This is a genomic window from Achromobacter ruhlandii (assembly GCF_902859695.1).
In the GTDB taxonomy this organism is placed as follows: Bacteria; Pseudomonadota; Gammaproteobacteria; order Burkholderiales; family Burkholderiaceae_B; genus Achromobacter; species Achromobacter ruhlandii.
Window position 1 is genome coordinate 370,091 of the sequence record NZ_CADIJL010000001.1, and the last position, 20,014, is coordinate 390,104.

The 20,014-nt window shown below is 67.0% G+C and carries 13 protein-coding genes; 8 read left to right on the forward strand and 5 right to left on the reverse strand.

The annotated features are described in order from the left end of the window. Window positions 1-230: 230 nt before the first annotated feature. Window positions 231-2,918 (reverse strand): alpha-ketoglutarate dehydrogenase, encoded by a 2,688-nt coding sequence (gene mdeB, locus HV742_RS01660; protein WP_063580054.1) that lies wholly within the window; start codon window positions 2,916-2,918, stop codon window positions 231-233. A gap of 296 nt (window positions 2,919-3,214) precedes the next feature. On the opposite strand from mdeB, the gene HV742_RS01665 reads away from it, so the two are divergent. Then, the gene (locus tag HV742_RS01665) at window positions 3,215-5,272 is read left to right on the forward strand and encodes an OPT family oligopeptide transporter (RefSeq protein ID WP_175144337.1); all 2,058 of its coding nucleotides are present in this window, start codon (window positions 3,215-3,217) and stop codon (window positions 5,270-5,272) included. A 57-nt stretch (window positions 5,273-5,329) separates the two neighbouring features. Here the strand turns inward: HV742_RS01665 and HV742_RS01670 are convergent, their stop codons facing one another. The 4 genes from HV742_RS01670 to HV742_RS01685 form a co-directional block, all read right to left on the reverse strand. Continuing rightward, window positions 5,330-6,562 (reverse strand): M20 family metallopeptidase, encoded by a 1,233-nt coding sequence (locus HV742_RS01670; RefSeq protein ID WP_049072261.1) that lies wholly within the window; start codon window positions 6,560-6,562, stop codon window positions 5,330-5,332. Window positions 6,563-6,565: 3 nt separating this feature from the next. Continuing rightward, window positions 6,566-8,266, reverse strand: coding sequence for a hydantoinase/carbamoylase family amidase (locus HV742_RS01675; RefSeq protein WP_068952712.1), 1,701 nt, complete (start codon window positions 8,264-8,266; stop codon window positions 6,566-6,568). A gap of 11 nt (window positions 8,267-8,277) precedes the next feature. Next, window positions 8,278-9,222 carry an allantoinase PuuE gene (puuE, locus tag HV742_RS01680; RefSeq protein ID WP_175144338.1) on the reverse strand — a complete coding sequence of 315 codons (945 nt, stop codon included), beginning with the start codon at window positions 9,220-9,222 and terminating at the stop codon, window positions 8,278-8,280. 225 nt (window positions 9,223-9,447) lie between these two features. Beyond that, a complete protein-coding gene (locus HV742_RS01685) occupies window positions 9,448-10,464 on the reverse strand; it encodes a 1-aminocyclopropane-1-carboxylate deaminase (protein ID WP_020924636.1) in 1,017 nt (338 codons plus the stop codon). Window positions 10,465-10,653: 189 nt separating this feature from the next. On the opposite strand from HV742_RS01685, the gene HV742_RS01690 reads away from it, so the two are divergent. The 7 genes from HV742_RS01690 to HV742_RS01720 all read left to right on the forward strand — a co-directional run bounded on the left by HV742_RS01690 (window position 10,654) and on the right by HV742_RS01720 (window position 19,974). Then, window positions 10,654-11,124, forward strand: coding sequence for an Lrp/AsnC family transcriptional regulator (locus HV742_RS01690; RefSeq protein WP_049072267.1), 471 nt, complete (start codon window positions 10,654-10,656; stop codon window positions 11,122-11,124). 329 nt (window positions 11,125-11,453) lie between these two features. Continuing rightward, window positions 11,454-14,321, forward strand: coding sequence for a 2-oxoglutarate dehydrogenase E1 component (locus HV742_RS01695; protein ID WP_049072268.1), 2,868 nt, complete (start codon window positions 11,454-11,456; stop codon window positions 14,319-14,321). Between the two features lie 103 nt (window positions 14,322-14,424). Continuing rightward, window positions 14,425-15,657, forward strand: coding sequence for a 2-oxoglutarate dehydrogenase complex dihydrolipoyllysine-residue succinyltransferase (odhB, locus tag HV742_RS01700; protein WP_059269571.1), 1,233 nt, complete (start codon window positions 14,425-14,427; stop codon window positions 15,655-15,657). Window positions 15,658-15,777: 120 nt separating this feature from the next. Further along, entirely contained in the window at window positions 15,778-17,205 is a 1,428-nt protein-coding gene (lpdA, locus tag HV742_RS01705; RefSeq protein WP_049072272.1) for a dihydrolipoyl dehydrogenase, read from the forward strand. A 74-nt stretch (window positions 17,206-17,279) separates the two neighbouring features. Then, the gene (gene zapE / locus HV742_RS01710; RefSeq protein ID WP_059269572.1) at window positions 17,280-18,371 is read left to right on the forward strand and encodes a cell division protein ZapE; all 1,092 of its coding nucleotides are present in this window, start codon (window positions 17,280-17,282) and stop codon (window positions 18,369-18,371) included. 120 nt (window positions 18,372-18,491) lie between these two features. Then, on the forward strand, window positions 18,492-19,025 hold the full coding sequence (locus HV742_RS01715; protein WP_175144339.1) for a sigma-70 family RNA polymerase sigma factor: 534 nt from the start codon (window positions 18,492-18,494) through the stop codon (window positions 19,023-19,025). After that, the gene (locus HV742_RS01720) at window positions 19,018-19,974 is read left to right on the forward strand and encodes a DUF4880 domain-containing protein (protein ID WP_175144340.1); all 957 of its coding nucleotides are present in this window, start codon (window positions 19,018-19,020) and stop codon (window positions 19,972-19,974) included. The genes HV742_RS01715 and HV742_RS01720 overlap by 8 nt, the downstream gene beginning before the upstream one ends. Window positions 19,975-20,014 lie beyond the last annotated feature (40 nt).

A 20,014-nucleotide genomic window follows, 5' to 3' on the forward strand; every position in this document is an offset into this window, starting at 1 on the left:
TGGAGATAAAAGCGAGAAGGTAAAACGGAAAGCAAAAAGCGGGCTCGCGGCCCGCCGTATTCTTTGGGAAATGCTTAGGGAACACCCGTATTTCAACAGAAAGCGGCGCGGATTGGTTGTTGCAGCGCAGCGATCGTCCGATTTTGATCAAACCGGCGCGCCTTGTGATGGCACCGATGAAAAAGGAGAAAAGCCCCAGGCTGGGGCTTTTCTCCTTTGCTTTCAGGGCGTTATTGCGCCCAGGGAGGCGTGGCGCGATCGGCTGCGCCGAGTTTGCGGCGCAATGCGCTGGCCTGGTCCTGCCGGCCCAGGCTGTCCAGCGCGTGCAGCACGATCCAGTCGGCGCTGACCTCGAAGAAGTCGCGCAGGCGGGCGCGGGTGTCGCTGCGGCCGAAGCCGTCGGTGCCCAGCGTGCGGTAGGGCGCGGGCACCCAGGCACGGATCTGTTCGGGCACGGCGCGCACGTAGTCGGTGGCGGCCACCACCGGCGCATCGCTGCCGCCCAGGCAGGCACGCACCCAGTCCGCGTCCGGCGCGGTGGCCAGGCCGAGGGCGCGCGCGCGTTCGGCCTCGCGGCCATCGCGCGCCAGTTCGGAGAAACTGGTCACGCTCCAGACCTCGGCATCCACGCCGTATTCCGCGTGCAGGCGCTCGGCGGCGATTTCCGCTTCGCGCAGCATGGGGCCGGCGCCCAACAGGCGCACCGCCGCCTGCTGGCGCGCCGGGCGCAGGCGGTACATGCCGCGCAGGATGCCCTCGGTAGCCGCCTCGTCCCGTGGCAGATCGGGCTGCGCCAGGTTCTCGTTGGTGACGGTCAGGTAGAAGAACTCGTCGCGCTGCTCGTCCAGCATGCGGCGCATGCCGTACTCGACGATCACCGCGACTTCGTAGGCGTAGGCGGGATCGTAGGCGCGGCAGTTGGGCACGGCCGCGGCCATGATGTGGCTGGAGCCGTCCTGGTGCTGCAGGCCTTCGCCGCCCAGCGTGGTGCGGCCGGACGTGGCGCCGATGAGGAAGCCGCGGGTGCGCTGGTCGGCCGCGGCCCAGATCAGGTCGCCGATGCGCTGGAAGCCGAACATCGAGTAGTAGATATAGAAGGGCAGCATCGGCAGGCCGTTGACCGAATAGCTGGTGCCGGCCGCCGTCCACGAGGATATCGCGCCGGCCTCGGTGATGCCTTCTTCCAGGATCTGGCCGTCGCGCGCTTCGCGGTAGTACAGCACCGAGCCGATGTCCTCGGGTTCGTACAGCTGGCCTTGCGCCGAGTAAATGCCGATCTGGCGGAACAGGTTGGCCATGCCGAAGGTGCGGGCCTCGTCGGCCACGATGGGTACGATGCGCGGACCGACCTGCGGGTCTTTCAGCAGCGCCGTCAGCATGCGCACGATGGCCATGGTGGACGACATCTCCTTGCCGTCGGCGCTGAGCGCGAAGCGCGCCCATTGGTCCACCGCCGGCGGCGCCAGGCGCGGCGCCTGGGTCTGGCGGCGCGGGATGTGGCCGCCCAGGGCGGCGCGGCGCGCCTGCAGGTGGCGCAATTCGGCGCTGTCTTCGGCCGGGCGATAGAACTTGAGCGCCAGGCAATCGGCATCGGAGATCGGCAGGGCGAAGCGGTCGCGGAACGCCAGCAGCGCCTCGTCGTCCAGCTTCTTCTGCTGGTGGGTGGTCATCTTGCCCTGGCCGGCCGTGCCCATGCCAAAGCCCTTCTTGGTCTGCGCCAGGATCACGGTGGGCTGGCCGCGATGGTGCGCGGCGCGGTGGTACGCGGCGTGGATCTTGACCATGTCGTGGCCGCCGCGGTGCAGGCGGTCGATGGCCTCGTCGGTCCAGTCTGCCACCAGCGCCGCCAGTTCGGGATTCTGGTTGAAGAAGTGCGCACGGTTGAAGGCGCCGTCGTTGGCGGCGAAGGTCTGGAACTGGCCGTCCACCGTGTTGGCGAAGGCGCGCGCCAGGGCGCCGTTGGTGTCACGACGCAGCAGGGCGTCCCAGTCGCTGCCCCAGACCAGCTTGATGACGTTCCAGCCGGCGCCGGCGTACAGGGTTTCGAGTTCGTCGATGATGCGGCCGTTGCCGCGCACCGGGCCGTCCAGGCGCTGCAGGTTGCAGTTGACCACGAACACCAGGTTGTCGAGCTTTTCGCGCGCGGCCAGGGTCAGCGCGGCGATCGACTCCGGTTCGTCCATCTCGCCGTCGCCGAAGATGCCCCAGACCTTGCGGTCGCTCGCGGGCACCAGCGAGCGGTGCTCCAGGTAGCGCATGAAGCGCGCCTGGTAGATCGCGTTGATGGGGCCGATGCCCATCGAACCGGTGGGGAACTGCCAGAAGTCCGGCATCAGCCAGGGATGCGGATACGACGACAGCCCGCGCAGGCCGCGCGCGGTGGCGGTGATTTCCTGGCGGAAGTGGGCCAGGTCGTCGTCGCTGAGAAAGCCTTCGAGGTAGGCGCGGGCGTAGACGCCGGGCGCCGAATGCGGCTGCATGTAGACCAGATCGCCGGGACCGTCGGCCGTGGCCGCGCGGAAGAAGTGGTTGAAGCCGACCTCGAACAGGTCGGCGGCCGAGGCGTAGCTGGCGATGTGGCCACCCAGCTCGCCATGGGCCTGGTTGGCGCGCACCACCATGGCCAGGGCGTTCCAGCGGTTGATGCGGGCAATGCGTTCCTCGACCGCGAGGTTGCCGGGAAAGGGCGGCTCCTGGTCGGCGGGAATGGTGTTCAGGTAGGCGGTGCGCGTCTGGCTGTTGGCGCGCAGGCCCAGCGTGGCGGCGTGTCCCAGCAGGTTGTCCAGCACATAGCCGGCCCGTTCGGCGCCCGACGCTTCGACCAGGGATTGCAGGCCGTCGCGCCATTCGGCGGTTTCGGCGGGATCGGCATCCTGCCGGGGGACTGTCCCGGCGGGGGAATGGCTGGCATCGCACATGATGGTTTTGTCTCCTTGTAAGCGCCATGCTAGTCCTGTCGCTGGGGCATGGGTGATCAAAATGCCGGGAGGAAATCCAGGTTTTCAGCATAATCGTTTGCCGATTAGGGTGGCGGCGGCAGGATCTGCCGCCTTGGGCCGCTTACCGGTGGTGACCACCTGTTGGACGCCAAGGCGCTAGAATCGCGCTTCACAAAAAACAAACCGGCAACCAGACAGGGCGGCAACGCCCTGATAGCCGGGGCCGTCCCGCCCCAGCGGCGGGCTCGCGTCCCGGCCAGTAAAGGGAGACTTCAATGACTCAACCTACCAGCGTCCCGGCAGAGGTCACGCTACCGGAACTGACATTCCGCGGCGTGCTGCTGGGCGCGGTCATCACCATTATCTTCACCGCCTCCAACGTGTTCCTGGGGCTCAAGGTCGGCCTGACCTTCTCGTCGGCGATCCCGGCGGCGGTCATTTCGATGTCGGTGTTGCGCCTGTTCAAGGACGCCAACATCCTCGAGAACAACATGGTGCAGACGCAGGCCTCGGCGGCCGGCACGCTGTCGGCCATCATCTTCATCCTGCCCGCCCTGGTCATGATGGGCCACTGGCAGGGCTTTCCGTTCTGGCAGACCCTGGGCATCTGCGCGGCCGGCGGCATGCTGGGCGTGATGTTCACGATTCCGCTGCGCCACGTGATGGTGGTGCAGAGCGACCTGCCGTACCCGGAGGGCGTGGCGGCCGCCGAGATCCTGCGGGTGGGCAGCGCCGAGCGCGCCCAGGACGCGGCCGAGGATTCCGCTGGGGCGCCGGCCAGGCCAGCGGCCACCGGCATGGGCGACATCGTCAGCGGCGGCGTGGTGGCGGCGGCAGTCAGCTTCGCGGCCAGCGGCCTGCGGGTGTTGGGCGACGGCGTCAGCGGCTGGTTTTCGCTGGGCGGCGCGGTGTTCCGGCTGCCGATGGGTTTTTCGCTGGCGCTGCTGGGCGCGGGTTACCTGATCGGCATCGTGGCGGGCCTGGCCATGCTGACGGGGCTGGTGATCTCGTGGGGCATCGCGGTGCCGATCCTGACTTCGATGGCCCAGATTCCCGCGGACATGTCGCTGGCGAAATTCGCCACCGGGCTGTGGTCGTCGCAGGTGCGGTTCATTGGAGCAGGCGTCATCGGCGTGGGCGCCATCTGGACGCTGGCGACGCTTTTCATGCCGATGGCGCGTGGCGTCAAGGCCTCGTTCTCGGCGTTGACGCGCACCGGCGCGGCGCGCGCGGGCAAGGCGCCGCGCACCGAGCGCGACCTGTCGGCGGGCTGGATCTCGGTCGTCACGCTGGTGCTGGTGGCGGTGCTGGTGATCACGTTCCAGGTGTTCCTGGCGGACGCGCCGCTGACGGCCGCCGCGGTCTGGAAACTGGTGGCCTACGCTGTGCTGTTTGCTTTCGTCTTCGGTTTCCTGGTGGCGGCGGCCTGCGGTTACATGGCGGGTCTGGTGGGCACCTCGACCAGCCCGATCTCGGGCGTGGGCATCGTTGCCATCGTGCTGGTGTCGCTGTTGCTGCTGGCGCTGGGCGGCGACCTGCTGGCGGTGCAGAACGGCGTGCAGATGACCATCGCGCTGGCGATCTTCAGCACGTCGGCGGTGGTGGCGGTGGCCTCGATCTCCAATGACAATCTGCAGGATCTGAAGACCGGCTGGTTGGTCGGCGCGACCCCGTGGCGCCAGCAGGTGGCGCTATTGATCGGTTGCGTCCTTGGCGCGGCGGTGATCTCGCCGGTGCTGGACCTGCTGTACAACGCCTACGGCTTCGCCGATGCGATGCCGCGCGCAGGCATGGACCCGTCCCAGGCGTTGTCGGCGCCGCAGGCCACGCTGATGCTGGCGATCGCGCGCGGCATCTTCACGCATCAACTGAACTGGACCATGATCCTGATCGGCATGGCGGTGGGCGTGGGCCTGATCGTGGTGGACGAGATCCTCAAGCGCACCTGCAAGGTCGCCCGCATCCCGGTGCTGGCGGTGGGCATCGGCATCTACCTGCCGCCGACCGTGGCGGCGCCGATCGTGGTCGGCGCGCTGCTGGCCTGGCTGCTGGAGCGCGCGCTGCGTCGCCGCGCCGCGGCCGCCGGCAAGGACTATGAATCGTTCGCCGACGCCGCCAACCGGCGCGGCGTGCTGATCGCCTCGGGCCTGATCGTGGGCGAGAGCCTGGTGGGCGTGGTGATGGCCGCCATCATCGGCGCCGCCGGCACCGATGCGCCGCTGGCGATCGCGGGCGAGGAATTCGCGCGCACCGCCTCGTTCCTGGGGCTGGCGGTGTTCGCGCTGGTGGCGGTGCTGTTCTGGCGCCGCGTGACGCGGCTGGCGCAGCCATAGGCCAGGCGTTGCGCCACGCACGGATCGAAAGGGCATGACGCGCGTCATGCCCTTTTTTCATGCCGGCCGCAGCAGGTCGGCCAGGGTTCGGGCGATGACCTTGGTGGCCCGCCGCAGGTCTTCCAGCACCACGCGTTCGTCGTTGCGCTTGGCGTGCGACTCCAGCACGGTGCGCGGGCCGGCGCCGTAGATCACGCCGGGAATGCCGGCCTCGGCGTACAGGCGCACGTCGGTGTAGAGCGGCGTGCCCATGGCGGGGATCGGCTCGCCGAACAGGTCCTGGCCATGCTTGCGGATGGCGTCGACCAGCGGCTGGTTGCCGGGCAGCGGCCGCATGGCGTTGGCCAGCAGCAGGCGCTTGATCTCGACGCGCAGGCCGGGCGTGGCGGCCGCGCCTTCTTCGATGATGCGGCGGATGTCGGCCTCGACCTCGGCCGCGTTCTCTTCCGGGATCATGCGGCGATCCAGCTTGAACACCACCTTGCCGGGCACCACGTTGGTGTTGGTGCCGCCTTCGATGCGGCCGATGTTCAGGTAGGGATGGCTGATGCCCTCGACCCGCGAAGTGATCTCGCGATAGCGCGCGTTCTGCGCGTACAGCGCGTTCATGATCGCGACCGCGCCCTGCAGCGCATCCACGCCGGTGGCCGGAATGGCGGCGTGCGCCATCTTGCCGTGCACCGTGACCTCCATTTGCAGGCAGCCATTGTGGGCCGTCACGACTTCATAGCTGAAGCCGGCCGCGATCAGCAGGTCGGGTTTCGTCAGGCCCTGGCGCAGCAGCCAGCCGGGACCGAGCAGGCCGCCGAATTCCTCGTCGTAGGTGAAGTGCAGTTCGACCGCGCCATGGCTCGGACGCGCCACGGCTTCCAGCGCCCGCAATGCGAAGGTGAAGCTGGCGAAGTCGCTCTTGCTGACCGCGGCGGCGCGCCCGTAGAGGCAGCCGTCCACGATCTCGGCGCCATACGGATCGTGCTCCCAGCCGTCGCCCGGCGGCACCACGTCGCCGTGGGCGTTGAGGGCGATGCGCCGGCCGCCGGCGCCGTATTCGCGGCGCACGATCAGGTTGGTGATGGACTCCATGCCGTAGGCGCGCACTTCGTCGGCGGGCACGGGATGGGACTCGGCCGGCAGGCCGAAACCTTGCAGCAGTTCCGCGGTGCGGACGGCGTGCGGGGCGTTGTTGCCCGGCGGCGTGTCGGTCGGCACGCGCACCAGTTCCTGCAGGAAGCGCACTTCTTCATCGAAGTGGGCGTCCACCCAGGCGTCGAGTCGGGCGTAGTCGGTCATGGTTCAGCTCGTTGCTTCGTTGGCGAGATCGTCAAGCAGCCGCTGCATTGCCTGCGCGGCCAGCTGCATGTCGTGGTTGGTGGTGGATTCGAGCGGATTGTGGCTGATGCCGGCGTTCTGGCCGCGCACGAACAGCATGGCCTGCGGCATGATCTCGTGCAGCTTCATGGCATCGTGGCCGGCGCCGCTCGGCATGCAATGGACCGGCACGCCCAGGGCCTGCACGGCGCGTTCCCAGCGCTGCTGCCAGGCCGGCGCGCTGGGCGCGGCGGCGGCGCGCATGGTTTCCTCGAGCGTATAGCGCAGGCCGCGGCGCTGGCAGATCGCTTCCAATTCGGCCAGCACGTCGCTGGCCAGCGCATCGCGCTGCGGATCGCTGGGCGCGCGCAGGTCGAGGCTGAAGCGGCATTCGCCGGGCACCACGTTGATCGAGCCATTGGGCACTTCCAGCATGCCCACGGTGCCGACCGAGTCGCCGTCGCGCGCGGCGCGGCCTTCGACGAACACGATCAGCTCGGCCGTGGCCACGGCGGCGTCGCGGCGCCGGTCCATCGGCGTGGTGCCGGCATGGCAGGCCGTGCCGTGGATCCGCACGCGGTAGCGCACGCAGCCGTTGATTGACGTGACCACGCCGAGCGGCAGGCCCATTTCGTTCAGCACGGGGCCCTGTTCGATATGCACTTCGACAAAGCCCAGATAGCGGGCCGGGTCGCGCTTGAGCTTGGGAATGTCGTCCACGCACAGCCCCGCGTGCGCCATGGCGTCGCGCATGCTGATGCCGTCAGCGTCCCGCTGTTCGAGCCAGCGCGGCTGGAAGTCGCCGATCAGCGCGCCGGAACCGAGGAAGGTGGCCGGATAGCGCTGGCCTTCCTCTTCGGAAAAAGCGACGACTTCGATCGCGTAGGGCAGGCGCCGACCCTGGCGGTGCAGCGCGCGCACGCAGGCCATCGGCACGAAGATGCCGAGGCGACCATCGTACTTGCCGGCGTTGCGCACTGTGTCGTAATGGCTGCCGCTCATCAGGATAGGCGCGTCGGCGCGGTTGGCGTGATAGCGGCCGACCACGTTGCCGACCGCGTCAATGCCGACTTCGTCGAAGCCGCAATCGCGCATCCAGTGCGAGATGCGCTGGGCGCAGGCGCGGTGCGCGTCGGTCAGGTAGGTGACGGTGAGCTGGCCGTTCTCGGCGTAGCCCGGATCGCTGTGCGCGCTGAGTTTTTCCTGCCAGTCCCAGATGTCGTTGCCCAGGTCCGGTTCGACGCCGAAACGGTCGTAAAGCCGCACTTCGGCGTCACGGTGCAATTGGCGCAGGGCCTCGCGGCGTTCGTCGTCCGGCGCGTTGTGGCGGCGGCGTTCGAGCGCCTGGCGCCATTGCCCGTCTTGCGGGCCGGCGCCGCGCGGGCCGTATTGGGACAGGATGAAGGGAAAGCCGAAACGCGCGGCATAGTCGGCGGCCAGCGCGGCGGCGTCCGCCGCCGCGTCGAGCATGGCGACGGGCTGAGCGCGCAGCAGCGCCAATTGCGCGGCGGCGTCAGTGTCGTCCACCGCGCGCTGCAGGGCCAACTGCAACTGCGCCACGCTGTGCACCGGGCGCGCCCGCACCGCCTGTTCGGCGGCCCAGGGCGCGTGGGGATACAGGTCGGCCAGCATGGCGGCGGCGTCTTGCGGCGCGGCGTCGTTGAATCGGGCGAGGGTAGGGGCCATGGTTGCGCGGTTCAGGCAGCGGGTTGATAGGGATGGCGCGTCCGCCAGTGCCGGGCGATGTCCAGGCGGCGGCAGACCCACACGCGGTCATGGCGCGCGATGTGATCCAGGAAGCGTTGCAGGGCGACGATGCGGCCGGGCCGGCCCAGCAGGCGGCAATGCATGCCGATGCTGAGCATCTTGGGCGCCTCGTTGCCTTCCGCGTAGAGCGCGTCGAAGCTGTCTTTCAGGTACTGGAAGAACGGATCGGCGTGCGAATAGCCCTGCGGCAGCGCGAAGCGCATGTCGTTGCAGTCCAGCGTGTAGGGCACGATCAGTTGCGGCGCCACGCTGCCGTCGCTCTTTTGCACGCGCATCCAGAACGGCAGGTCGTCGCCGTAGTAGTCGCTGTCGTATTCGAAGCCGCCGTAGTCCGCCACCAGGCGGCGCGTGCGCGGGCTGTCGCGGCCGGTGTACCAGCCCAGCGGACGGGCGCCGGTCAGTTGCGTGATGGCCTCCATGCCCAGGCGCATGTGCTCGCGTTCGGTGGCTTCGTCCACGTTCTGGTAGTGCACCCAGCGCCAGCCGTGACAGGCGATCTCGTGGTCCAGCTCGACCAGCGCCGCGGCCAGCTCGGGGTGGCGCTGCAGCGCCATGCCGACGGCGAACACCGTCAGCGGCAGGCCGCGCTTTTCGAATTCACGCAGGATGCGCCAGACGCCCACGCGCGAGCCGTACTCGTAGATGCCTTCCATGCTCAGGTGGCGTTCCGGATAGCTGGCCGGATTGAACATCTCGGACAGGAACTGTTCGGACCCCGCGTCGCCATGCAGCACGCAGTTTTCGCCGCCTTCCTCGTAATTGAGCACGAACTGCACCGCGATGCGGGCGTTGCCGGGCCATTGCGCATGCGGCGGGTTGCGGCCGTAGCCGATCAGGTCACGCGGGTAGGGCTGGGTTGAGTCGTAGGTGCTCATGACAAGGCGGGCGTGGACATCGTGTTCGACACGATAAGGTAAACCGCATTGTCTGTATACAATTTATGTACATCATTAGTGATGACCCTAATACGCTAGGCAAGTCCGATCGCCATGAAGCGAACAACCCGCCGGCGTGCGCCGCCGGCGGGTTGTTCCTGGGTATCGGCAAGAGCGGTTCAGCGCAGGTCGCCGCAGGGCCACCCGCTGGCGCCATAGCCGCCGTCAGCCGTTGCGGTAGAGAAAGCTGTAGGCGTTGATCGCCGGCACCCCCCCAAGATGCGCATACAGCACCCGGGAACCGGCGGGGATTTCCCCGCGCCGCACGATGTCCATCATGCCCTGCATCGATTTGCCCTCGTAGACCGGGTCGGTCATCATCCCTTCGAGCCGCGCGCACAGGCGGATCGCCTCGTTGGTCTCGGCCGATGGCAGGCCATAGGCCGGGTAGGCATAGCGCGTATCCAGCACCACGTCGCCGTCCGTGATGGGGCGCTCCAGGCCCACCATGTCGGCGGTGCGGCGCGCGATGCGCAGGATCTGCGCGCGGGTCTGGTCCGGCGTGGCCGAGGCGTCGATGCCGATGACGCGGTCGGCGCGGCCGTCGGCGGCAAAGCCCACCACCATGCCGGCCTGCGTGCTGCCGGTGACGGCGCAGACCACGATGTAGTCGAACTTGAAGCCCAGCTCGGCCTCCTGCCGCCGCACTTCCTCGGCGAAGCCGACATAGCCCAGCCCGCCCAGCTCATGGTCGGAGGCGCCGGCCGGAATCGCGTACGGCTTGCCGCCGCGCTTGCGCACGTCCTCCAGCGCCTCTTCCCAACTACGGCGGAAGCCGATGTCGAAGCCCTGGTCCACCAGGCGCACGTCGGCGCCCATCAGCCGGCTCATCATGATGTTGCCGACCCGGTCATAGACCGCATCCGAGTAGTCCACCCAGTTTTCCTGCACCAGCACGCAGGCCAGGCCGAGCTTGGCGGCCACGGCCGCCACCATGCGGGTGTGGTTGGACTGGATGCCGCCGATGGTGACGAGCGTGTCGCAACCCTGTTCCAGCGCCTGGGGAATCAGGTATTCCAGCTTGCGCAGCTTGTTGCCGCCGAACGCCAGGCCGCTGTTGCAGTCCTCGCGCTTGGCGTAGATCTCGACCTTGCCGCCAAGGTGGGCGGACAGGCGCTCGAGCTTTTCGATGGGGGTGTCGCCGAAGGTCAGGCGGTGGCGGGGAAAGCGTTGCAGATCCATGCGGGCTCCTGGGGAAGGGATCCGGGCGGGCCGCCGCGGATGGAAAAATCATAGGAATCCGACGGATTGTTGGTCAATTGCGTATTTTTTTAATTTCTTCATTTTAAATTTTTAGGAAATACGATTTTTGGATCTAATATTTATGAATAAAAAATAAAAGCCAAATTAAATTTTATAGGGACGCATTAAATGGCCGCCATCGCCGGGCTGGACCGCATCGACCGCCAGATCCTGCGCCTGCTGCAGCAGGACGCCCAGATCACCAACCTCGATCTGAGCGCGCGCGTGCACCTCAGTCCCGCCGCCTGCCTGCGGCGGGTGGAAAAGCTCAAAGCCGAGGGCATCATCAGAAAGACGGTGGCGCTGCTCGAACCGGCCGAGGTCGAGATGGCCACGCTGGTGATCGTCGGCGTGGTGCTGGATCGCTCCACGCCGGAGTCCTTCACCGACTTCGAGCAGGCCGCGCGCGGCATCAGCGGCTGCCTCGAGTGCCACCTGGTGGCGGGCGAGTTCGACTACTTCCTGATGCTGCGCATCCGCGACCTGGAACGCTTCAACAAGCTGCACGCGGGCGAGATCATCAAGCTGCCCGGCGTGCGCCAGATCCGCACTTTTTTCGTGCTGAAAGAGATCCTGTCGACCACCGAACTGCCGCTCTGACGAGGCAATTGCGCAACACCTCGCGCACGGATCGAAAAAAATGCCGCAATGCGGCATTTTTCGTTCGCGGGATTTGCGGGCGCGTAGACGGCGTAATTGCAGGGGTTGCATGGACATTCCAACGCCGCATGAAACCATTCCTGGCGCGCTTTTGCGTCACGCAATCGCAAAAAGACGCCCGTAAACTCAAAGGGTTATACTTTCATGCATACGGCTTTCAAGGCTTGTACGCGCCTTCTGCCCCTGCTATCCGCTAAACGGGAAGCCCGTGTCGCGGAAGGTTTTCCTGCATCGTAATCGAGTGAAGCACTCGTAAAGGTGAAGCGATTATGTCTTCGGAAATAGAATCCCTATCCACGTCTTACTTGTTTGGGGGAAACGCCCCCTACGTTGAGGAGCTTTACGAAGCCTACCTCGACAACCCCGGTTCGGTACCTGACAACTGGCGCGAATACTTCGACCAGCTGCAGCACGCTCCCGCCACCGATGGCCAGGAATCCACCCGCGACCAGGCCCACGCTCCCATCGTCGAATCGTTCGCCCAGCGCGCCAAGGCCAATGCCTTCGTGCAACGCGCCGCCGAACCCGACCTGAGCGTCGCCTCCAAGCAAGTCTCGGTGCAATCGCTGATCGCCGCCTACCGCTCGCTCGGTTCGCGCTGGGCCGACCTGGATCCGCTCAAGCGCCAGGAACGTCCGCCGATCCCCGAACTCGATCCGGCCTTCTACGGCCTGACCGAAGCCGACCTGGACCAGACCTACTCGGCCACCAACACCTACTTCACGACCGCCAGCACCATGACGCTGCGCGACATCCTGAAGGCGCTGCGCGACACCTACTGCCGCAGCATCGGTGCCGAATTCACGCATATCTCCGACCCCGCCGCCAAGCGCTGGATCCAGGAACGCCTGGAAACCACGCTGGGCGCGCCGACCTACACGGCCGAAGAAAAGCGCCACATCCTGCAGCAGCTGACCGAGTCCGAAGGCCTCGAGCGTTTCCTGCACACCAAGTACGTCGGCCAAAAGCGCTTCTCGCTGGAAGGCGGCGAAAGCTTCATCGCCTCGATGGACGAAGTGGTGAACCACGCCGGTGAAAATGGCGTCCAGGAAATCGTGGTCGGCATGGCCCACCGCGGCCGCCTGAACCTGCTCGTGAACATCATGGGCAAGATGCCCGGCGACCTGTTCGCCGAGTTCGAAGGCAAGCACGCCGAAGGCCTGACCGACGGCGACGTGAAGTACCACAACGGCTTCTCGAGCGACCTGTCGACCCGTGGCGGTCCGGTGCACCTGTCGCTGGCGTTCAACCCGTCCCACCTGGAAATCGTCAACCCCGTGGTCGAAGGCAGCGCGCGCGCTCGCCAGGAACGCCGCGGCGACGCCGAAGGCAAGCAAGTGCTGCCGGTGCTGGTGCACGGCGACGCGGCCTTCGCCGGCCAGGGCGTGGTGATGGAAACCCTGAACCTGGCCCAGACCCGCGGCTATGGCACGGGCGGCACGCTGCACATCGTCATCAACAACCAGATCGGCTTCACCACGTCGGATCCGCGCGACTCGCGTTCCACGCTGTATTGCACCGACGTCGTCAAGATGATCGAAGCGCCGGTGTTCCACGTCAACGGCGACGATCCCGAAGCCGTCGTGTTCGTGACCAAGCTGGCCCTGGACTACCGCCTGCAATTCCGCCACGACGTCGTGGTCGACATCGTCTGCTTCCGCAAGCTGGGCCACAACGAGCAGGACACCCCGTCGCTGACGCAGCCGCTGATGTACAAGCGCATCGGCCATCACCCCGGCACGCGCAAGCTGTACGCCGACAAGCTGACCACGCAGGGCGTGCTGTCCGAAGGCGAAGCCGATCAACTGGTGAAGGACTACCGCCAGCTGATGGAAGACGGCCAGCGCACCATCGAACCGGTGCTGACCGACTACAAGAGCAAGTACGCGATCGACTGGTCGCCGTTCCTGGGCGCCAAGTGGACCGACCAGGCCGACACCGCCGTGCCGCTGGCCGAGCTCAAGCGCATCGGCGAGCGCATCACCACGGTGCCGGAAGGCTTCACGGTGCACCCGCTGGTCGCCAAACTGCTGAACGACCGCCGCACCATGGCCAAGGGCGAAATGAACCTGGACTGGGGCATGGGCGAACACCTGGCCTTTGCCACCCTGGTGTCGTCGGGCTACGCCATCCGCATCACCGGCCAGGACTCGGGCCGTGGCACGTTCACGCACCGCCATGCCGTGCTGCACGACCAGAACCGCGAGCGCTGGAACGACGGCACCTACATTCCGCTGCAGAACGTCTCGGAAGGCCAGGCCCCGTTCACCGTGATCGATTCGGTGCTGTCCGAAGAAGCCGTGCTGGGCTTCGAATACGGCTACTCGAGCGCCGAACCCAACACGCTGACCATCTGGGAAGGCCAGTTCGGTGACTTCGTCAACGGCGCCCAGGTCGTGATCGACCAGTTCATCAGCTCCGGCGAAGCCAAGTGGGGCCGCCAGTCGGGCCTGACCCTGATGCTGCCGCACGGCTACGAAGGCCAGGGCCCCGAGCACTCGTCGGGCCGCATCGAGCGCTTCCTGCAGCTGTGCGCCGACAACAACATGCAAGTGATCCAGCCGACCTCGGCCTCGCAGATCTTCCATGTGCTGCGCCGCCAGATGATCCGTCCGTTCCGCAAGCCGCTGGTGCTGTTCACGCCCAAGTCGCTGCTGCGCAACAAGGACGCCGGCTCGCCCCTGACCGAACTGGCCGGCGGCAGCTTCCGCCCGGTGATCGGCGAGGTCGACGAGGCCATCGACGCCGCCAAGGTCAAGCGCGTGCTGGCTTGCTCGGGCAAGGTCTACTACGATCTGGTCAATGCCCGCCGTGAACGTGGCGCCGACAACGTCGCCATCGTCCGCGTCGAGCAGTTGTACCCGTTCGCGCACAAGTCGTTCGAAGCCGAACTGCGCAAGTACCCGAAGGCCACCGAAGTGATCTGGGTCCAGGACGAGCCGCAGAACCAGGGCCCGTGGTTCTACGTTCAGCATCACGTGTACGAGAACATGGTCGAAGGCCAGAAGCTGGGCTACGCCGGTCGCGCCGCGTCGGCTTCGCCGGCCGTGGGCTACCTGGCCAAGCACCAGGAGCAGCAGAAGGCGCTGATCGAAGCGGCTTTCGCGCCCAAGTTCAAGGCCATGCTGACCAAGTAACCCAACCCGATGCACGCGCGGCGTGCGGCAAGTTGCAGAAATCCGATTTCGAACTTTGCCCGCGCCGCGCGGTCCAGAACACACACTCTACGGAATAAACAAAATGGCTATCACCGACGTCGTCGTCCCCCAACTCTCCGAATCCGTTTCCGAAGCGACCCTGCTGACCTGGAAGAAGCAGCCCGGCGCTGCCGTCGAAGCGGACGAAATCCTGATCGAAGTCGAGACCGACAAGGTCGTGCTGGAAGTGCCGGCCCCCGCCTCGGGCGTGCTGGCTGAAATCGTCAAGGGCGATGGCAGCACCGTGACCTCGGGCGAAGTCCTGGCCCGTATCGACACCGCCGGCAAGGCCGCCGCCACCCCGGCCACCGCCCCCGCCGCCGAAGCGCCCAAGGCCGCCGCGCAAGCCGCCGCCGCCCCGGCCGCTCCCGCCTCGACCGCCGCCGCCGGCGTGGCTTCGCCCGCCGCCGCCAAGATCCTCGCCGAAAAGGGCGTGGACGCCGCCAACGTGGCCGGCACCGGCCGTGACGGCCGCGTCACCAAGGGCGACGCCCTGAACGCCAGCGCCCCCGCCGCCAAGGCCGCCCCGGCCAAGGCCCCGGCCGCCCCCGCCCCGACCACGCTGTCGCTGGACGGCCGTCCGGAACAGCGCGTGCCGATGAGCCGCCTGCGCGCTCGCATCGCCGAGCGCCTGCTGCAATCGCAACAGGAAAACGCGATCCTGACCACGTTCAACGAAGTGAACATGCAAGCGGTCATCGATCTGCGCAACAAGTACAAGGACAAGTTCGAGAAAGAGCACGGCATCAAGCTGGGCTTCATGTCGTTCTTCGTCAAGGCCGCCGTTGCCGCGCTGAAGAAGTTCCCGCTGATCAACGCCTCGATCGACGGCAAGGACATCATCTACCACGGCTACTTCGACATCGGTATCGCTGTCGGCAGCCCGCGTGGCCTGGTGGTGCCGATCCTGCGCAACGCCGACCAGCTGTCCATCGCTGAAATCGAAAAGACCATCGCCGACTTCGGCCGCCGCGCCGCCGACGGCAAGCTGGGCATCGAAGAGATGACCGGCGGCACGTTCTCGATCTCCAACGGTGGCGTGTTCGGCTCGATGCTGTCGACCCCGATCATCAACCCGCCGCAATCGGCCATCCTGGGCGTGCACGCCACCAAGGATCGCGCCGTGGTGGAAAACGGCCAGATCGTCATCCGTCCGATGAACTACCTGGCCCTGTCCTACGACCACCGCATCATCGACGGCCGCGAAGCCGTGCTGGGCCTGGTCGCCATGAAGGACGCCCTGGAAGATCCGCAGCGCCTGTTGCTGGACCTGTAATCTCGGCGCCCTGAGCCCGGCGCCCGCGCGACCTGTGTGTCGGCGGCGCCCGGCCGGCCCCACGGGCCGGCTCGCGCGGGCCGGGGCGAGTTTCACTCCCTCCTCATTCGCGAGAACACTATGTCCAAACAATTCGACGTCGTCGTCATCGGCGCGGGCCCCGGCGGCTACATCGCCGCCATCCGCGCCGCGCAGCTCGGCATGTCGGTGGCTTGCATCGACGCCTGGCAGAATGGCCAAGGCGGCCCGGCTCCCGGCGGCACCTGCACCAACGTCGGCTGCATCCCGTCCAAGGCGCTGCTGCAATCGTCCGAACACTTCGAGCAGGCCAACCACCACTTCGCCGAGCACGGCATCGAAGTCAAGGGCGTCAGCCTGAAGCTCGACACGCTGATCGGCCGCAAGAACTCGGTGGTCAAGCAGAACAACGACGGCATCCTGTACCTGTTCAAGAAGAACAAGGTCACCTTCTTCCACGGCAAGGGCGCGTTCGCCGGCCAGGTCGAGGGCGGCTGGGCCATCAAGGTCACCGGCACCGCCGAGGAAGACCTGGTTGCCAAGCACGTGGTGGTCGCCACCGGTTCGTCGGCGCGCGAGCTGCCCGGCCTGCCGTTCGATGAAAAGGTCGTGCTGTCCAACGACGGCGCGCTGAACATCGGCGCCGTGCCGAAGACGCTGGGCGTGATCGGCGCCGGCGTGATCGGCCTGGAAATGGGTAGCGTGTGGCGCCGCCTGGGCGCCGAAGTCACCATCCTGGAAGCAATGCCGGAGTTCCTGGCCGCCGCCGACCAGCAAGTGGCCAAGGAAGCCCTGAAGGCCTTCACCAAGCAAGGCCTGAACATCCAGATGGGCGTCAAGATCGGCGAGATCAAGGCGACCGCCAAGTCGGTCACCGTGCCTTACGTCGACGCCAAGGGCGCCGAGCAGAAGCTGGTGGTGGACAAGCTGATCGTCTCGATCGGCCGCGTGCCCTACACCGGCGGCCTGAACGCCGATGCCGTGGGCCTGAAGCTCGACGAGCGCGGCTTCGTCGCCGTGGACGGCGACTGCAAGACCAACCTGCCCAACGTCTGGGCGGTGGGCGACGTGGTGCGCGGCCCGATGCTGGCGCACAAGGCCGAGGAAGAGGGCGTGGCGGTTGCCGAGCGCATCGCCGGCCAGCACGGCCACGTCAACTTCGACACCGTGCCGTGGGTGATCTACACCTCGCCGGAAATCGCGTGGGTCGGCAAGACCGAGCAGCAGCTCAAGGCCGAAGGCCGCGAGTACAAGGCCGGCAGCTTCCCGTTCCTGGCCAACGGCCGCGCCCGCGCGCTGGGCGACACCACCGGCTTTGCCAAGGTGATCGCCGACGCCAAGACCGACGAGGTCCTGGGCGTGCACATCGTCGGTCCGATGGCCTCGGAACTGATCTCGGAAGCCGTGACCATCATGGAATTCCGCGGCGCCGCCGAAGACATCGCCCGCATCTGCCACGCGCATCCGACGCTGTCGGAAGCCGTGAAGGAAGCCGCCCTGGCCGTTGACAAGCGCGCCTTGAACTTCTGATCCGCTACGCTGCGGCTCTGCCAAAGGGGGCGGGTTTTCGGACCCGCCCTTTTTCTTCTGCCTGTGTCATCTCCATGAACGTCCGCGAATACTACGAACACGCCCTGGCCGAACGCGGCTACAAGCCCGATGAAGCCCAGAAGAAGGCGATCGACCGGCTGCAGCGCTATTACGACGAGTGGGTCAAGTTCAAGGCGATGCGCTCGAACGCCCTGAAGAAGCTGCTGAACCGTCCCGATGTGCCGCGTGGCGTCTATCTGTGGGGCGGGGTGGGGCGCGGCAAGAGCTTCCTGATGGACGCCTTCTATGCCACCGTGCCGGTGGTGCGCAAGACGCGCCTGCACTTTCACGAATTCATGCGCGGCGTGCATCGCGAGCTGGAGGAAGTGAAGGGCATGCAGGATCCGCTGGACGAAGTGGCCAGGCGCGTGGCCAAGCGCTACCGCCTGATCTGTTTCGACGAGTTCCACGTGTCGGACGTGGCGGATGCGATGATCCTGCACCGCCTGTTGCTCAAGCTGTTCGAATACGGCACCTCGTTCGTGATGACCTCCAACTACGAGCCGTCGACGCTGTATCCCGACGGCCTGCACCGCGACCGCGTGCTGCCGGCGATCGAGTTGATCCAGGCGCGCATGGACGTGATGAACGTGGACGCCGGCGTCGATTACCGCCGCCGCTCGCTCGAGCAGGTGCAGTGCTATCACACGCCGCTGGACGAGCGCGCGCAACAGGCCTTGCAGCAGGCCTTCGACAGCCTGGCCGACACGCCGCCACAGGAGCCGCTGCTGCATATCGAGCATCGCGAGATCCGCGCGCTGGCGCTGGCCGGTTCGGTGGTGTGGTTCGACTTCGCCACGCTTTGCGGCGGCCCGCGTTCGCAGAACGATTACCTGGAGCTGGCCAACCGCTTCCATGCGGTGATCCTGTCCGGCGTGCCACGGATGGGGCCGCGCCAGGCTTCCGAGGCGCGCCGCTTCACCTGGCTGATCGACGTGTTCTACGACCATCGCGTCAAGCTGATCATGTCGGCCGAATGCGAGCCGGAAGAGATCTACACCGAAGGCGCGCTGGCCAATGAGTTCCATCGCACGGTGTCGCGCATCCTGGAAATGCAGTCGCGCGAATACCTCGAGTCGGAACGCCGCCTGACCGTAACGTTGTAGTTATGCCGCAAGCGTCCGCCCGCGGGGCGGACGTGGCGCAATTTGCGTCATTTGCATTGGTAATGCAAGTCATTATCAATTAACATCCGAAGACTTCTGGTCCCGCGCCGCAGTCTTCCCGTGTCTTCCCCCCTCCTTTCGTCTCCGGCCTCTTGCGCCGATGCGCCCGCCACGCAGGTCGATGGCCTGTACCGGGATCATCGGCCGTGGCTGTTCGGATGGCTGCGCCGCAAGCTCGGCTGTGCGCATCGCGCCGAAGACCTGGCGCAAGACGTGTTCGTGCGCGTGATCCAGGGCCGCAAGACGGTTCGCGCGACCGAGGCCCGGGCGTTGCTGACCACCATCGCCAAGGGGCTGGTGATCGACCACCAGCGCCACGCGGCGTTGGAGCATGCCTATCTGGCTTATCTGGCCGCCTTGCCCGAGGTCCATGCGCCGTCGCCCGAAACGCAGGCCGAGCAGATGCAGGCCCTGGTGCGGCTCGATCGCCTGCTCGACCGCCTGCCGGCCAAGGCGCGCTCGGCGTTCCTGCTGTCGCAGCTGGACGGCCTGACCTATCCCGAGATTGCCCAGCGGCTGGGCGTGTCGCTCAGTTCGGTGCAGCAGTACATGGTGCGCGCCATGTCGGCCTGCTATGCCGCGCTTTATGACTAGCGCCGCCACGCCGCCCGATGCCGTGGTGCGCCAGGCCATCGCCTGGTGGGCGCGCCTGCAGTCGGGCATAGCCGATGCCGGCGAGCGCGAGGCCTGTCAGGCCTGGCTGGCGCAGGATCCGGCGCATCGCAAGGCGTGGGAGCGGCTGGAAACGATCGGCCGCGATGCGCGCCGCGTGCCGGCGGCGCTGGCGCATACGGCGCTGGACGGCCCGGCGACGCCCGGCCGCCGCGTGGCCCTGCGCAATTTGCTGACGCTGGCTGGGGTGGGCGTGGCGGGTTGGGCTGGCTACCGGCATGCGCCGTGGCAGCGCCTGGCCGCCGATGTCAGCACCGGCATCGGCGAACGGCGCGCGGTGGCGGTGGCCGACGGCCTGCACGTCACCCTGAACAGCGACAGCGCGCTGCGGCTGCGGCGGGCAAGCGGCGCGCGCGGCGTCCTCCTGTTGCGCGGCGAGATCCTGGTCAGCGCGCAGGCGCGACCAGGCGCCGCCCCGGTGCGCGTGGACACCGGCCATGGTGTGCTGCTGGCGGACAACGCGCGTTTCGACGTGCGCCGCACGCCGGGTGGCGCACAGTTGGGTGTCTACGAGGGCAGTGTCGCCTTGCTGCGCGATGGCGCGTCGACGCAGGCCGCCGAAGCGGGCGAACGCCTGAGCTACGACGACCTGGGTGGGGTCGAGCGGCAGGCGGCCGATCCGGATCGCCTGGCCTGGGTCGACGGCCTGGTTGTGGCCAAGGACTGGCGCCTGGACCATTTCGCCGATTACCTGGCGCGCCAGCGAGTCGGCGTGATCCGGGTGGACCCGGCGGTGGCGGGCCTGCGGCTGTCGGGCGTGTTCCCGCTGGACGACGCCGAGCGCGCGCTCCGGGCGCTGGAGCCGGCGCTGCCCATCGTGGTGACGCGCCACACACAGTACTGGCTGCAGGTCGGGCCACGCGCGGCCTGAGCGTTACAAATTTCCTGATCAATGCATTGCAGGTTTTCCT

Coding starts and splice junctions, on each gene's coding strand:
- HV742_RS01695 (WP_049072268.1), top strand. CDS start 11,454: ATGTCTTCGGAAATAGAATCCCTATCCACGTCTTACTTGTTTGGGGGA.
- HV742_RS01685 (WP_020924636.1), bottom strand. CDS start 10,464: ATGGATCTGCAACGCTTTCCCCGCCACCGCCTGACCTTCGGCGACACC.
- zapE (WP_059269572.1), top strand. CDS start 17,280: ATGAACGTCCGCGAATACTACGAACACGCCCTGGCCGAACGCGGCTAC.
- odhB (WP_059269571.1), top strand. CDS start 14,425: ATGGCTATCACCGACGTCGTCGTCCCCCAACTCTCCGAATCCGTTTCC.
- HV742_RS01665 (WP_175144337.1), top strand. CDS start 3,215: ATGACTCAACCTACCAGCGTCCCGGCAGAGGTCACGCTACCGGAACTG.
- HV742_RS01675 (WP_068952712.1), bottom strand. CDS start 8,266: ATGGCCCCTACCCTCGCCCGATTCAACGACGCCGCGCCGCAAGACGCC.
- HV742_RS01690 (WP_049072267.1), top strand. CDS start 10,654: ATGGCCGCCATCGCCGGGCTGGACCGCATCGACCGCCAGATCCTGCGC.
- lpdA (WP_049072272.1), top strand. CDS start 15,778: ATGTCCAAACAATTCGACGTCGTCGTCATCGGCGCGGGCCCCGGCGGC.
- mdeB (WP_063580054.1), bottom strand. CDS start 2,918: ATGTGCGATGCCAGCCATTCCCCCGCCGGGACAGTCCCCCGGCAGGAT.
- puuE (WP_175144338.1), bottom strand. CDS start 9,222: ATGAGCACCTACGACTCAACCCAGCCCTACCCGCGTGACCTGATCGGC.
- HV742_RS01720 (WP_175144340.1), top strand. CDS start 19,018: ATGACTAGCGCCGCCACGCCGCCCGATGCCGTGGTGCGCCAGGCCATC.
- HV742_RS01670 (WP_049072261.1), bottom strand. CDS start 6,562: ATGACCGACTACGCCCGACTCGACGCCTGGGTGGACGCCCACTTCGAT.